Annotated in this window: 14 protein-coding genes; 4 read left to right on the forward strand and 10 right to left on the reverse strand. The window is 31.8% G+C overall.

Features of this window, described 5'->3' with window-relative positions; translation table 11 throughout:
• Positions 1–26: 26 nt before the first annotated feature.
• Together gldG and AAFP94_RS13425 are read right to left on the reverse strand one after the other, a co-directional pair.
• The gene (gene gldG / locus AAFP94_RS13420) at positions 27–2,417 is read right to left on the reverse strand and encodes a gliding motility-associated ABC transporter substrate-binding protein GldG (protein WP_316663324.1); all 2,391 of its coding nucleotides are present in this window, start codon (positions 2,415–2,417) and stop codon (positions 27–29) included.
• 95 nt (positions 2,418–2,512) lie between these two features.
• Entirely contained in the window at positions 2,513–3,349 is an 837-nt protein-coding gene (locus AAFP94_RS13425) for an SAM hydrolase/SAM-dependent halogenase family protein (protein WP_316663321.1), read from the reverse strand.
• A 110-nt stretch (positions 3,350–3,459) separates the two neighbouring features.
• Here AAFP94_RS13425 and AAFP94_RS13430 point away from each other — a divergent pair, with 110 nt between their 5' ends.
• The 3 genes from AAFP94_RS13430 to AAFP94_RS13440 are packed head-to-tail and all read left to right on the forward strand — an operon-like array spanning position 3,460 to position 5,804.
• Entirely contained in the window at positions 3,460–4,413 is a 954-nt protein-coding gene (locus AAFP94_RS13430; protein WP_316663320.1) for a PhoH family protein, read from the forward strand.
• Between the two features lie 28 nt (positions 4,414–4,441).
• Positions 4,442–4,855, forward strand: a complete 414-nt coding sequence (locus AAFP94_RS13435) for a VOC family protein (RefSeq protein ID WP_316663318.1) — start codon at positions 4,442–4,444, stop codon at positions 4,853–4,855.
• Between the two features lies 1 nt (position 4,856).
• Positions 4,857–5,804 (forward strand): phosphoribosylaminoimidazolesuccinocarboxamide synthase, encoded by a 948-nt coding sequence (locus AAFP94_RS13440; RefSeq protein ID WP_316663316.1) that lies wholly within the window; start codon positions 4,857–4,859, stop codon positions 5,802–5,804.
• Between the two features lie 162 nt (positions 5,805–5,966).
• Here AAFP94_RS13440 and AAFP94_RS13445 read toward each other — a convergent pair whose 3' ends face one another.
• On the reverse strand, positions 5,967–6,524 hold the full coding sequence (locus AAFP94_RS13445) for a hypothetical protein (protein WP_316663314.1): 558 nt from the start codon (positions 6,522–6,524) through the stop codon (positions 5,967–5,969).
• Between the two features lie 437 nt (positions 6,525–6,961).
• Here AAFP94_RS13445 and AAFP94_RS13450 point away from each other — a divergent pair, with 437 nt between their 5' ends.
• Positions 6,962–7,807, forward strand: coding sequence for a DUF2911 domain-containing protein (locus tag AAFP94_RS13450; RefSeq protein WP_316663313.1), 846 nt, complete (start codon positions 6,962–6,964; stop codon positions 7,805–7,807).
• A 46-nt stretch (positions 7,808–7,853) separates the two neighbouring features.
• On the opposite strand, the gene AAFP94_RS13455 is transcribed toward AAFP94_RS13450, so the two are convergent.
• The 7 genes from AAFP94_RS13455 to corA all read right to left on the reverse strand — a co-directional run bounded on the left by AAFP94_RS13455 (position 7,854) and on the right by corA (position 15,753).
• The gene (locus AAFP94_RS13455; RefSeq protein ID WP_316663311.1) at positions 7,854–8,054 is read right to left on the reverse strand and encodes a helix-turn-helix transcriptional regulator; all 201 of its coding nucleotides are present in this window, start codon (positions 8,052–8,054) and stop codon (positions 7,854–7,856) included.
• Positions 8,044–8,514: a hypothetical protein gene (locus AAFP94_RS13460; RefSeq protein ID WP_316663309.1), complete on the reverse strand. Its 471-nt coding sequence runs from the start codon at positions 8,512–8,514 to the stop codon at positions 8,044–8,046. The genes AAFP94_RS13455 and AAFP94_RS13460 overlap by 11 nt, the downstream gene beginning before the upstream one ends.
• A gap of 94 nt (positions 8,515–8,608) precedes the next feature.
• Entirely contained in the window at positions 8,609–9,586 is a 978-nt protein-coding gene (locus AAFP94_RS13465; RefSeq protein WP_316663307.1) for a Gfo/Idh/MocA family protein, read from the reverse strand.
• Positions 9,570–11,375 (reverse strand): sodium:solute symporter family protein, encoded by a 1,806-nt coding sequence (locus AAFP94_RS13470; protein WP_316663305.1) that lies wholly within the window; start codon positions 11,373–11,375, stop codon positions 9,570–9,572. Before AAFP94_RS13470 ends, AAFP94_RS13465 begins: the two co-directional genes overlap by 17 nt.
• Before the next feature lie 117 nt (positions 11,376–11,492).
• Positions 11,493–14,021, reverse strand: a complete 2,529-nt coding sequence (locus AAFP94_RS13475; RefSeq protein ID WP_316663303.1) for a PIG-L family deacetylase — start codon at positions 14,019–14,021, stop codon at positions 11,493–11,495.
• Positions 14,022–14,137: 116 nt separating this feature from the next.
• Positions 14,138–14,578, reverse strand: coding sequence for a hypothetical protein (locus tag AAFP94_RS13480; RefSeq protein WP_316663301.1), 441 nt, complete (start codon positions 14,576–14,578; stop codon positions 14,138–14,140).
• Positions 14,579–14,685: 107 nt separating this feature from the next.
• Positions 14,686–15,753: a magnesium/cobalt transporter CorA gene (gene corA / locus AAFP94_RS13485; protein ID WP_316663299.1), complete on the reverse strand. Its 1,068-nt coding sequence runs from the start codon at positions 15,751–15,753 to the stop codon at positions 14,686–14,688.
• Positions 15,754–15,763: the final 10 nt, after the last annotated feature.

Genomic DNA, 15,763 nt, shown 5'->3' on the forward strand with positions numbered 1-15,763 from the left:
AATATAGGAAACAAACTTATTAACATTTAAGCAGCGTACTTTTTCTTTCTGATGTAATTAAAAGCAAGTCCAAATCCACCTATTAAGACCAATGGTAACAAGATATTAGTTATTTGCCATGTTATTTTTTGTTCAGCTATTTTTCTATGGTCCAGAAAAGCAACTTCTATATTCTTTGTTCTAATGTTTATAAGTCCGTCGTCATCCAAAAGATAATTCACGGCATTCAATAAGAATTCTTTATTCCCAAAAACTTGACCTGTCCAACGATCAAAACCTAACTCTTGTGGGCCATTTCTATTTACGTCATTTTTTACGACATCTCCATCAGCAATAACAATCATTTTTGTAGGTAAACTTTTTTCCTTTTGGTTTTGTAATTCAAATGGTTTAATTCTGTTATTGTACACCGAAGTAAACTCACCTTCCAACAATACAGACAAAGTTTGACTTCCTTTATTGAAAACAGAAGGATCTGGTTCTTGTGTAACAATATCCAGACTAATTTCAATTGGTGTGCCTTCAACTTTACTTTCAGGTGCACTTTCTAATAAAATAGTCTTTTTTATATCATTTTTTAAAGTATCTATCTGATTGGCAAAATCAAGCTTCACAAAATTAATATTGCTTACAATAGGATGATTATTGGTGCTTTGTGCCAATGGTGAATAAGGCCATTGTACAGGTTGAAATTGTGACTCACTGCCTTCTCCAATTGCCAATGTAATTGGTGCGGAGTACATAGAACTCACAACAACAGGATTGATACGTACTCCATACTTAAAAAAGAAATCATTTAAATTCAAATCTCTAGTTACAGCAACATTACTACCAGAATCATTATATAAGCTATCCTTATCTATGGCAACTACATCTACTAACCACAAACTTTTACCACCGTTCATTGTGTATTGATCCAAAACATATTTTTCATTTTCAGTAAATGCTTCTGTAGGTTTTGCTGAAATTATTAAATGATAATCTTCTAATTGTTTAAGTGTTTTTTGTGGACTATTAGCAACACTATCCAGAGTAAAAGGTGCTATGTTATAATATTCAGAAAGTGTTAAGATAAAGTCTTGTAAAAACCTATCATCCAGCTGATTATTTCCTTTTAAAACAGCTATGTTTCGTCTTTTGGGAAATAATAATTTACTAAAACCATCTGCAAATGCGTATTCTAAATTTTGAACAGAATTAGTCACTAATTCCTGTTGAGAAGCACCTATTTTATTCTTCACCAAAGAAATAATAATCGTTTTGTTATTATAGCTGGCCAATGCCCATGGAAAAATAACTTCCTGACTCGATCTTCCATTTTCCTGAACATTTAACTGCAAGGGTTTTAAACCGCGTTGACTCAATTGCTGTATGTTACGTTCACGAGTGGATTCGTCTTGAAGTGGATTAATGAAACTAAATTTTATCTGACTGTTATAAGCAGCAAATTCTTCAAGTAATTGCTTGGTTTCAGCTTGTAAACGCTTAAATTCTGATGGAAAATCATCACCTTGAAGAAAAACATCTACAATTATGGGAGAATTAACTTCACTTATTACATTTAATGAAGAATCATTTAAGGTATAGCGTTTATCTTCAGTGAGATCAAATCGTTTATATATTCCAACTTTAACAGTAAAAGCATTAATAACCAATAAACCTAAAGGAATAATTAAAAGAGTTGAATAGTCTTTTTTACTAAATGGTTTGGTTTTAATATGTTTAACTGTTAAATAAATAAAGAAAATAGTGATGCTTAAAAAGTATAGAATATCACGAGAATCAATGACGCCACGACCCATACTTTTATAATGTGAGTTCATACCCAATTGCTCAACAAAATTGCTTGAGACAAAATCTGATACGCCTTCAAATCCTATGTAAAAAAAGAAACATATAAACACGGCTATTATAAAAGCTACAATCTGATTATCAGATAATGTAGATGAGAAAACGCCAATAGATGTATAAGCACCAACTAAAAACAACAATCCAAAATAAGATCCAATAATGCTTCCCATGTCAAGATTTCCAGCAGGATTTCCAAGGTTGTAGATGGTGAATACATATAAAAAAGTAGGTACAAGTGCGATAAGAATTAAAATGAAAGCACCTAAATATTTTCCTAAAACTATTTGGCTTTTAGCAATGGGTTTAGTGAGTAAAAGTTCTAATGTACCTTGCTTCTTTTCATCAGAAAAAGATCGCATAGTTACAGCAGGAATTAAAAAAATCAATACCCATGGTACCAATAAAAAAAACGAAGACAAATCGGCAAATCCATAATCAAGAATATTGAATTCACCTTTAAAAACCCATAAAAATAATCCATTGAGTATTAAAAAAATAGCAATAACTACATACCCAATTGACGATGCAAAAAATGAATTAATTTCTTTTCTTAAAATTGCAAACATTATGGTAGGCTTAATTTAGCAGGATTAAATCTAGTAAGAAAAACACCAATGTGATTTTTAAAGTAATGCATTTTTACAATTCTTACTAACATTCTTTATTCTTTTAAAAAGTTAACGGTTACAGTATCCATAATATTTAATCCCATGAGAGTAGAAGCACTTCCAACAGTGGCACTGTTACTTTTATAAACCGCAATTTCCACATAACCAGATGAGTTAAATACTACTAATCCACGACCTTCATCATTTCGTTTTTCTTCTGGAATTTCAAAATTAACAATATCACTGTATTTGGAATGAATGGTTTTAAATTTATAATTGCGAGCAGATATTTCGAATGCTCTGCCTTTTTGTATGGTTTCAAAAAACTTCTTTCTAATATTGGTCACTACGTTTCCGTAGTTATCTATGTAAATGATACTGCCAATAATTTGTGTTTTATCATCGTTCACATAAGGTGAAATATTTTTAATTGGTTTTATGCTATCAATATTTTTACCAATAACTTCCAAAGTTCCACCTCTTGCAATATGGCAAGCCACTTTTACAAAGACATCCAGAACAGGAAAATTGGAATGTATCTTATCATGAATATTAATTTTCACAATTTTTTCTGGCGCTATTTCACTGCACAGCATACTCATAATCCCATTATTGGCACAGATAAAATAATGATCGTCTAATTTTACAGCAATATGTTTGTTATCATCATTCAATTCAGAATCAATACCTATAATATGTATGGTCCCCTTTGGAAAACTATGATACACATTTTGAATAATATAAGCAGCCTCTGGAATGTTAAAAGGTGAAACAGAGTGTGAGATATCAACAATTCTTACTTCTGGAAGTTCACTATAAATAGCTCCTTTTACCGCACCAGCAAAGTGATCTTTTTCACCAAAATCAGTCGTTAATGTGATAATTGCCATGTATTAATTGTTGATATTTTTTTAAGTGTTCTCTAGTAAAATTATGTAGCTTTGTTCAAGCACAAAACTAATAAAACTTAACTGATAAATTTAATTAAATCGAATAGCTTTTGAATGAAATAATTATTGAACTTGAAGAGATAAGTCCAAAGGAATTTTTTGGAGCCCAAAACCTAAATATTGAACTTTTAAAAAAATACTTTCCAAAACTTAAAATTGTTGCCAGAGGAAATAAAATCAAAGCCTATGGTGATGAAGAACTACTAGAAGAATTTGATCGTAGATTAACCATGCTTTTTAAGCATTTTGCCAAATACAACAAATTAGATGAAAATGCTATAGAGCGCGTTTTAACTAGCAATACTAGTGATGATTACAATACCTCTGATAAAGGTGGAGAAGTGATTGTTCATGGTGTAAGTGGAAAAATCATAAAGGCTCAAACCGTCAATCAACGTAGGTTGGTGGAAAGTATGCGCAAAAACGATATGGTTTTTGCCATAGGTCCTGCAGGAACAGGAAAAACATATACTGGTGTTGCTTTGGCAGTTCAAGCATTAAAGAATAAAGAGGTAAGAAGAATTATCTTAACACGCCCTGCAGTTGAAGCTGGAGAAAATTTAGGTTTCCTTCCTGGAGATCTAAAAGAAAAACTGGACCCATATATGCAGCCCTTATATGATGCATTACGAGATATGATTCCTGCTGAAAAACTGGCCATGTATATAGAAAATGGGACCATTCAAATTGCGCCTTTAGCATTTATGCGCGGCCGCACACTAGATGATGCTTTCGTGATTCTTGATGAAGGACAAAACACAACACACAATCAAATGAAAATGTTCTTAACCAGAATGGGTAAAAACGCAAAATTTTTGTTAACTGGTGATCCAGGCCAAATAGATCTACCTCGTCGTACCATTTCTGGTCTTAAAGAAGCATTACTTATTTTAAAGGATGTAGAAGGTGTTGGTATGATCTTTCTGGATGACAAGGATGTAATTCGACATAAATTGGTTAAAAAGATTATTTCAGCATATAAGAGTATAGAAAACCGGGAATAGAAACTTTTATTCTTACTTTAAATAGGACATGTATCAAAGAATTGGGCATATTGCTCTAGTTGTTAAAGACTATGATGAAGCTATTGACTTTTACATTAACAAGCTTGAATTTAGTTTGTTGGAGGACACTAAATTGAGTCAAGAGAAAAGATGGGTTGTTATTGCTCCGAAAGGAGCTAGAGAGTGTAGCTTACTGTTGGCTAAAGCTGCCAATGAAGAACAAGCTAATAGTATTGGAAATCAAACAGGAGGTAGAGTGTTTTTGTTTCTTTTTACTGATGATTTTTCACGAGATTATGAAAAGTTAAAGAGTAAGAATGTTAATTTTATTAGACCACCGCAAGAGTATGATTATGGTACTGTAGCTGTGTTTGAGGATTTATATGGCAATAAGTGGGATTTGCTACAGCCAAATGATAATAATAAAGGCTTAATTAAGTAGAATGAAGAATACTATTATAGATACCAATTTCAATTTCCCAGGACAAAAAAGTGTGTATAAAGGAAAAGTAAGAGAAGTTTATAACATTAATGATGAGGTTCTAGTCATGATTGCGACCGATAGATTAAGTGCTTTTGATGTCGTGATGCCAAAAGGGATTCCATATAAAGGACAGATCTTGAACCAGATTGCAACCAGCATGATGAAAGCTACTGAAGATTTGGTACCCAACTGGTTGATTGCTACACCAGATCCAAATGTTGCTGTTGGTCATTTATGCGAACCGTTTAAAGTAGAGATGGTTATAAGAGGTTATCTGTCTGGTCATGCAGCAAGAGAATACAAAGCTGGAAAACGAGTACTTTGTGGTGTACCAATGCCAGACGGTATGAAAGAAAATGACAAATTCCCAGAACCAATAATCACCCCTGCTACCAAAGCCGAAATGGGTAACCACGACGAGGATATTTCTCGCGAAGATATTTTAAAACGTGGCATTGTTAGTGAAGAAGATTATGTGATATTGGAAGATTACACCAGAAAACTATTTCAAAGAGGAACCGAAATTGCTGCTGGTAGAGGTTTAATATTGGTAGATACTAAATACGAATTTGGTAAAACAAAAGAGGGTAAAATTGTTTTGATTGACGAAATACACACGCCAGATTCTTCACGTTATTTTTATGCTAACGGCTACCAAGAAAGGCAGGATAGAGGAGAAGCTCAAAAACAATTGTCTAAAGAATTTGTACGACAATGGCTTATAGCCAATAAATTTCAGGGGTTACCAGGACAATCTGTGCCTTTTATGAGTGACGAATATATAGGAACTGTGAGCGAACGTTATATAGAGCTTTACGAAAATATTACAGGTGATGAATTTATAAAAGCAAATGTCACGGATATACAAAAAAGGATAGAAGAGAATGTTTTGGAGTATTTAGGATAAGTTTTTTGAGTTACGCTTATCGGTTTCGTATAAGAATAGTGCGGTTTTGTATTCGAAGATTTTCCACAGGAAAATCAGCGTGACCAAATACGCACTGGCCTTTAAATTTAGGATTAAACTTAAGCATTATTTTTTATACAATCTTAGGGTAGGTTGATTCATTTAACTTTTTAATGCAGATTCTAAAAAATAACCCCACCATGATGCTTTAGTCATATAACTATACAGAGTAGACATCAAAATCATCGTAATGCATATCACTGTATAGCTTGAGTACACAACTTTTTCTTTTCTATAATCATCAAGCATTATAATAAGAATAGATAAAAATATTATTCCATTTGATATATAGACCAATTCTGTAAAATTGAACGGGGAATTTCCATTAGTAGTCTTCGGTATTGAAAAATCTATCAACCTAATTACAGCAGGTTGAAATGACCATATCACAGTCGCGACCATCCATCTTCCATGAATGCGGATGTTCTTAACATTCCGAATACCCATCCAAATAGAAAAAGAAAATCCTCCTAGTGCAATAAAATCCAAGAAGAGAATTCCATATGCGATGTCCGAAGGTATTCCCGAACTTAATATAAAAGGAAGCATTTGTAACATAGAGAAAACAACTCCACCTGCTAGAAACAATCCGATAAGTCCAATTTTTCGATGTAATCGTATATTTCCATTTTGATACAAGTATGGTTGAACAATAACCAATATAAACCAGCAAGTTGCAGTAAGTCCATGTATGTGCTGTCAAATTGGGACATCGAGGAATTTTGTCCAATAGGTAAAATAAAAGCCACTAATTGTGACAATGAAAGGCAGTATTAACCAGATATGGGTTTTAGGGAATAGTTTATTCTTGTCCATAATACTATTTTATAAATGATTTTTAGGATATCATTTATCCAATTACCGCCGAAGATATGATATGAACTTTAATTATTGTTTATATCACACCATTAGCGAAGTTAGCTTTAATTAATTGCAAAATCAATAATTGCAATATGTTTACAAGATAAACTTTTCTATACCTTAAATTAAAATAGAAGAAAAGCTATCTTAATTTAAGTTTTTGTTAACATTTGAAGGTCATTAAATATGTATTTTTATGGAATACATAAATAACAACTCTAAAACTCGAAAAAATTATGAAAAAAATCACCCTTATGATGATTGCTTTGGCGCTTACCATTAGCGTTAATGCTCAAGTACAAACACCAGCACCAAGCCCAGCAAGTAAAATTGAACAAAAAGTAGGATTAACAGATGTTACTATAGAATATTCTCGTCCAAGTGTTAAAGGTAGAACCGTTTTTGGCGATTTAGTACCGTATGGAAAACTATGGAGAACAGGAGCTAACTATAGAACTAAAGTTACTTTTAGCGATGATGTTTCTATAGATGGTAAAGCAGTAAGAGCTGGTTCTTATGGCATACTTACAATACCACAAGCAGAAAGTTGGGATATTATTTTTTATACAGACCATAATGGAGGTGGAGCACCTGCAGAATTAGACGAATCTAAAGTTGCTGCAAGAGTGACTGCCGAAGTATATCCTCTTCCTTTTAGTGTAGAAACCTTCACAATAAGTGTTAGCAACCTAAAAAATTCTGGTGCTACACTAGATTTTTATTGGGAAAATGCTTACGTTGGAGTTCCATTTGCTGTTCCTACAGATAAAATTGTTAGCGAGAGCATAACCAGTGTAATGAGTGGTCCAGGATTTAACGATTATTTTGCTGCTGCAACGTATTATTTAAGTGAAGGCAAAGACATTAATAAAGCTAAAGAATGGATAGATAAAGCCATGAGTATGAACGACAATCCTCGTTTTTGGCAATTAAGACAACAATCTTTAATTTATGCTAAAGCAGGAGATAAAACTGGAGCGATAGAGCTTGCTAAAAAATCGTTAGCAGATGCTGAAAAATCTGAAAATGATGATTACATAAAAATGAATAAAGACTCTCTTAAAGAATGGGGAGCTTTATAAAACTCTAATTATATAAATGAAAAGCGCAACTTGAGTTGCGCTTTTTTTATTCGTTTTCTTCCAAAAAGAATATATCTTCAACAGTTGTATTGAATAGTTTGGCAATTTTTAATGCCAAAACAGTTGATGGTACGTACTTGTTCTTTTCTATGGCGTTTATAGACTGTCTGCTAACTCCTATTTTGGATGCTAAATCTGCTTGTGTCATATCATGTATAGCACGCTGTACTTTGATACTATTCTTCATGATTTTGAGATTTAAATTTTAAAAAATTAAAACGAATAATGAAGAATATTAATGGTGTAAACATGTTTAAAACCAAAACATGGAAAAAGGTCATGTTATAAATAAAAACAATGGTAAAAATGAGTATAAGATAGTTGACTATGATGGCCCAAACCAAAGAATCCTTTCTCAACTTATAAATAAATTCGTCTTCTATTTTTTCTTTGGTAAAGCCTACGATCAAGCCTCCAATGATTATACAAATAGTTGCCAACTCGTCTACAATATTATTATTGATTATTTTAAAGAATCCATCTTGACTGTCAAAAATTCCTTCGTAGTAAATTGCGAGCACTTTTGCATTAAGTAAATCTGATTCGTACTCGTTTAACAATAAAAAGATGCCAAAGGCTAATCCAATAGTAAATAAAACCCATCCTAGAATTTTATACTTGTTTGGTAATAAATAATTTGTTTGCATAACTGTTCGTTTTTAAAATTGATGTTCAAAAGTAAAACAAACTTTACAAATAGACAAACAAAAATTACTTAAAGTAAAAAATATATTTCTTTATTTAATATTTCAGTCCAATAATATCGCTAACATTATCAAGTAGTTTGATTAGTTTTCGGCTAAAGTCAAAGGTCATGACATCACTTTCTTTTTTTCCTTCTTTAATAAGATTATTAAAATGTATGGCTTCAAAATTATAGCCAATAGTATTATTTCTAAAGTCTATTATTTCCTCATTTCCATTAATGATTATTGAAACTGTAGTAGGCATATGAAACATTCTATTGATTTTAATAGTAGCCTTTTCACATGTAATAATAGCTTCAACAGGTGTGTTTTCTATAAAAGAACTTTTTAAATAGGAATTGTGATTATTATATTGAAATACCATATCACACGAAGAATCAGTTTCGTTCTTAAAAAAAGTTGCTTTAGCCTCAATACTTTTTGGCTCACCAAAATTTGACAAGGCAGCAAAAATAGGGTAGATGCCAATATCTAATAAACTGCCACCGCCTAAAGATTTATTATAAGTTCTTGAAGATTCGTCAGGTGTTACAACGAACCCAAAATCAGCCTCAAATTTTAAAACTTCGCCATACTTTTTATTTTTTATTATATCTAGAACATATTGATAATGCGGTAAGAAGTAAGTCCATAAGGCCTCCATCAACAAAGTGTTATTTTCTCTGGCACAAGCTATCATGTCTTCCACTTCTTGGACATTCATAGCAAATGGTTTTTCGCATAACACAGCAATACCTTTTTTGAGACACATTATGGTATTTTCTTTATGGAACACATGAGGTGTCGCAATGTAAACGGCATCTATATTTTTATCATTTGCTAAATCCTCATATATAGCATAAGCTTTTTCAGCGTTATATAGATTAGCAAATTCATTGGCTTTATCTTGTGTTCTCGATGCAACAGCATAAAGCTGTGAGTCTTCAATAGTGAGTAAATCTTTGGCAAATTTATGAGCTATATTACCTAGGCCAATAATTCCCCAACGAATGGGTTTAAGTTGTTGTGACATTTGTTTTTTGTGTTAGTTGAATGATTACAGCTATTAGGATGACTAATATACAACCAAAAAGGTTTAACCATAAATAAGGCATCCAATCAAACCACCAACCAACGATGACAATAACTTGAGTAATAATGGCTGCTATAAAAACAGCATTAGCTTTTATAAACTTAAAGAAGAAAGCTAGCAAAAATATACCCAAAACATTTCCGTAGAAAATAGAACCTATAATATTAACTAACTGAATTAAGTTTTCTGCGAGATTCGCAAAACATGCAATGATAATAGCTAAAATTCCCCAAATAAGTGTAAAGACTTTAGAGGCTTTAACCATATGATTATCATCTTTCTTTGTCTTTGTATTTCTTCCGTATAGATCTATAGAAGTAATTGTAGCTAAAGCATTAATTTCTGAAGCTGTAGAAGACATGGCTGCACTTAAAATTACCGCTAATAATAAACCAATTAAACCTTTGGGTAAATATTTAAGAATAAACGTAATGAACATGTAATCTCTATCATTGGTTTGTGTGTCTTTGGCAGCATCCTTATACAAAGCATTCAATTCTTCTTTCTTTTCAAAATACCCATCGCTATCAAGAGCCAATTTATTGAATTCTTCATTCAACTTATCATATTTGTTAGCATAAGATGTATCTATAGCGCGTTTAATAAGATATTTTGATTGTAGTCTGTGTAATTTTTCAATGCTATCCAAATAAAACAAATCCTTACGTAGATCTTCATTTTCACTTTTTGAAAGTTCAAGACTTAATTCTTTTTTTCTATTGAATAGCGAATTTTGTTTTTCTTGAAGATCCAGATATTGTTGCGAATATTCTGAAGCCATAACTTTTTCGGTTGATGCATCAATAAAATTTAATGGTGCCTGATTAAATTGATAAAACACAAATACCATCACACCAACCAATAAAATAAAGAATTGCATAGGTACTTTCAACAGACCATTAAATAGTAGACCCATTTGCATTTCTTTCATAGATTTACCAGAAAGATAGCGTTGCACCTGACTTTGGTCTGTTCCAAAATAGGCTAGAGCAAGGAAAGTACCTCCAATTAATCCCGACCAAACGGTGTATCTGTTTTCTAGATCAAAAGAAAAATCTAATATTTCCATTCTTCCGTTAGCACCAGCAATATCCAATGCTTTAGTGAATGAAACATCATCGGGAATTAAGTTTAAAATCACAAATAAAGCCACAAGCATACCAAAAAAGATGACAAACATCTGTTGTTTTTGTGTAACTGTAACAGCTTTAGTGCCACCCGAAACGGTATAAATTATTACTAGAACACCAATAATGATATTAAGTAAAATGATATCCCAACCTAAAACAACGGAAAGAATTATGGCCGGTGCGAAAATGGTAATACCAGCTGCCAAACCTCGCTGGATTAAAAATAGAATTGCTGTTAGTCTCCGGGTTTTTAAATCGAATCTGTTTTCCAGAAATTCGTATGCAGTGTAAACTTTTAAACGATGATATAATGGAATAAAAACCAAACAAATAATAACCATTGCAATAGGCAAACCAAAATAGAATTGCACAAAGCCCATCCCATCCGAAAATGCTTGACCAGTTGTAGATAAAAAAGTAATTGCACTTGCCTGTGTTGCCATAACTGACAAACCAATGGTCCACCATTGTGCAGAATTTCCTCCTTTTACATATTCATGTACACTTTTACTACCTCTTGTTTTCCATGTACCATAACCAACTATAGTTAGTAAAGTTAAGGCAAGAACAACCCAATCAATCCAGTTTAAAGTTTGCATAATTTAAAAGGTTTGCATGATTAGGTAAAACAAAATAATATAAATAGCATTGGCGATTAAAACAATAGAGTATAATTTAAGCCATGGTTGATTATGTAGTTTTTTTTCACTCATGTTTTAATCATTTAGTTTGGCTTCTAATTTCAGATTTTCTTTTCCGATAGAAAGCATATTAGCAAATAATCGATATGCGCCAGAAACACCTTCTGGAAATTCTCTGAAGAAACTTAATCCAGTATAGATATAATATCCTTTACCATATTTTGCAACCAACAAACTGCCATCTTTAGGTGTTTCACCTTTATCATTCATAGACAGAATAGGAGAGAACTCTTCTGACCATTCATTTGGAAAATATAATCCACGTTCTTGCGTCCAGCCATCAAAATCATCTTCCGTTATTTTATTTGGAAAATTCAAGACTTCATGGTTAGGATTTAGTAATCTGACTTCTGCATCTTCTTCGGTCACTCTATCTCTAGACAATTTTAAATCATAAGGTGCTATTTCATCAACATTTAACCTAAAATTGGTATTGTACTGAACGATCATATTACCACCTTTTTCAACAAAATCAAATAAAATAGACTGTTTGTGTTTAAGTTCGTCTATGGTATTATAAGCTCTAATACCAACAACTACAGCATCAAACCGGCTTAAAGTTTCAGGATTGATGTCTTCTGGTTTTAATATTGCAACATGATATCCTATTTGTTCTAAACTTTCTGGAAGCACATCACCAGCACCTTCAACATAGGCAATATTTTCTCCTCTTTTTTGGATATTTAATCTTACTACTTTGCTTTCGCTAGGTATAAGTACTGTTTGGAAAGGAATATGTTCATAATCTATTTCTACTAACTTTCTTGTATATATATTATCTTCGACATGAACCATTGGTGTTAATAAACCTTCGCTCTGATTTTTTGGAGGAATAATGGTAAATTCTAGAGTCTTCTCTTGATCTTTATTTACTATTTCGAATTCTTGCTTTTCTGGAAATACAGTCCAATCATTTGGATGTGCAATTTGCACAAAACCATGTAAACTGTCTTTACCAGCTTTTACTAGAACCTGAATATTTTTTTGTTTATCATTTTCGAAAATAATCACCTTTTCAGAAATTTTAGCTGAAGCCTCTGGAATGATTTCGAAAGGTCTGTACAATTCACCTTTATCTGGCTTTGAATATCTATAAACAACATCTTTTGAAAATGGAATTGAATAGCCATCGAAATCTAAAATAAAATGTACTTGTAACGGTCTTGGACTTTCAGGCAAACCAATTAAACTTTTGTCTTCTACTTTATACATTCCCAAAGTACCTTTTTTATTTAACCAATATGGACTTGATGGTTTCGTATCATTTGGAATAGTCCCAGAAAGCTCATAATTATGTTTAATATTATTTTCTAATTTAATATTAGGATTTTCAACCGAACCAATTAAAGATATACTAACACTTTTTAAATTAATTTTAGAGTTACTTCGGTTTACAACTTCAACACCAACGTTTACATGACTTCTAGGAGCCAATGTTGGTTCATTAGCAGAGACTTCAAGGTATAAACCAGCACAGGCTTCAATTATAGATTTTAATTCTTTAAGTTTAATTTCCTTCCAGTGTATATCTTCAATTTGATTAATTAATTTATAGGCTTCAATTAAATTTGGAATATGTACAGAAGGATCTTTAAAGTTGAAATTTTCTTCAACATCATATAATATATTCCCTATGGCTTGTCCGCCTTTTATTCTACTCCAAGAGGTATCAATTCCGTAAAAAGGATTTTGTCCATCTGCCGGAAAATCGCCTTTAATTAATTCTATATATTCTTTTTCAGTTCCACGAGTTGTTGTTCTGCCAAACCCTTGTGATAAATGCTGACTACTTGCAATAGCGGCTAATTCGTTATTAGAAAGGCCTTTTTGCGGATAATACACTCCTGTATCAAAATAGAGCATATTGCTCTTGTCTGCTTTTTCAAAATTTTCAGGACTACCATAAAACCACCACGTGGTGTTAAAAAAGACACGTTTTGGTTGCCAAGTATCAACAACTTTTAGTTGTTCAGGAAATATATTTCTGTTACTAGCAAGGTCAAAAGCTTCAACACTTAACATGGCAGAACTGGTATGGTGACCATGAGTCGTTCCTGGTGTTCTATGATCGAATCTATTGATTATTACATCCGGTTTAAAAGTCCTTACATATAATACTACATCATTCAAAACATCATTCTTGTTCCAAATTTTAAGAGTTTCGTCCGGATGTTTAGAAAACCCAAAATCATTGGCTCTTGTAAAGCGTTGCTCACCACCATCAACTCTTCTTGCTGCCAAAAGTTCTTGTGTTCTAATAACGCCAAGTTCTTCACTAATTTCAGGACCAATTAAATTTTGCCCACCATCACCACGAGTAATAGCCAAATAGGCAGTTCGTGCTTTTACTTCATTTGAAAAATAGGAAATCAAACGTGTGTTCTCATCATCAGGATGAGCTGCAACGTACATAACAGAACCTAAAAAGTTAAGTTTTTTTATAGATTCATATATATCTGAAGTATTTGGTTTTTTGGGCTGTTGTGCCGATATAACAGCTAAAGATAAGGTTGATAAAATTAAAGTAAAAAGTGATTTCGGCATAGTTGGTATTTAATTGCTCAAAACCAAATATAAAAAAGAAACCAGCAATAGTGCTGGTTTTAATTTTTATTTAACTCTTTATAGATTTCAAATTGATCTTTTTGGTTTTATTGTTTTTATTCTGATTCTGGTGGAATAATGCTTCTTTGGTATTGATTAAAAAATAGGTCTTGTATTGAATCCATACGTTTCATCATACTTTTTATTTCATCATCTTGATTTGTAAAACCATCAAAGAAAAAGTTTTTGGGATTAAAATGACCAGTTAAAGAGTCTTGTTTAAAAAAGTCATCAAAAAAAGAATCATTAAAAAAAGAATGATTATTAAAATGGCTTTGAAATTGCATTTTAATACTATCGTTTAATTTTCCATTTGATGAATAACTATAGGAATAAATAGAATCATACTTTGTTAAATTTCCAAACTCGTCATATTCCTTATTTACTTGTATGTTTTCATTTGGTTTAATGCTGTTTTCTTTAGTTTTTGATTTGTCTTGCCCTGAACAATTAAAAAATAAAAGACAAAACAATAGAGTTAACTTTAATGTTTTCATCATCTTATATTTTGAAATTACACAATACTTTTACAAGCAATTTTTCAAAAAATATGCCAAATGACTCATAGGAAATATTAAAATGTCAACATGTCATTTTAGATGTATTATAGCCATTTCTTTCTTCTGAAATAATAAAGCATTGCAACAAAAAGAATAATCATGATACCCCAAAGAATGAAGTAACTGTACTTGTAATGCAGTTCTGGGATATTATCGAAATTCATTCCGTAAATACCTGCAATAAATGTTAAAGGAATAAAAATTGTGGCTATGATGGTAAGGACTTTCATGACTTCATTCATTTTGTTGCTTATATTGGTCATATACATATCCATAAGTCCCCAAATCATTTCGCGATAGATATCAATATTTTCAGAGATTTGAATGATGTGGTCATAAATATCTCTGTAAAAATGCAGTGTTTTCTTTTTAATAAGTTTGCTTTCTATTTTTTCTATTCTACTTATAATTTCTCTTAAAGGAAAAATAGCACGTCTCACTTTTAAAACTTCGCGTTTAAGACCTTGAATTTGATGACTTAATTCTTTTTCAGAAGAGCCACTGAATAAACTATCTTCCAGGTCTTCAATTTTATTTCCCATAGTTTCAATAACTACATAGTAGTGATCTATTACAGAATCTATAAGTGCATATAACAAATAATCAGACCCCAAAGTTCTTATCCTACCCTTTGCAGATCTAATCCTATCTCTTAAGCTATCAAAAACATCTCCTTCTGCTTCTTGAAAAGTAAGCACATAATTTTCGCCCATAATAAAGCTGACCTGTTCTGAAATCACATTTTCATCTTTGTCGTAATACATCATTTTTAAAACTACAAAGAGGTAATCTTCGTATTCATCAATTTTGGGTCTTTGGCCAACATTAACGATATCTTCCAAAACAAGTGAATGTAAATTATAGTGTTCTCCAATTTTTTCAATGGCATCTGTATGATTAAGACCGTTGATATTAATCCATGAAATAGCTTCAGAAGTTATATCTTTAAAGGCTTCTTCTATGTTTAAAAGTTCCTTTTCTTCTAAACTTTCGGTGGTATAGCTAAAAGATTCAATATAAAGTTTTTGTGATTCTTTTTTCCCAGTGTAAATAACTGAACCAGGAGCTGTTCCTAGCTTTTTTTTATATGCAGTCGTTCTTTTTTTTGCCATAATTGTTTAA

This window comes from Gilvirhabdus luticola (assembly GCF_040117515.1).
Classification (GTDB): domain Bacteria; phylum Bacteroidota; class Bacteroidia; order Flavobacteriales; family Flavobacteriaceae; genus Gilvirhabdus; species Gilvirhabdus luticola.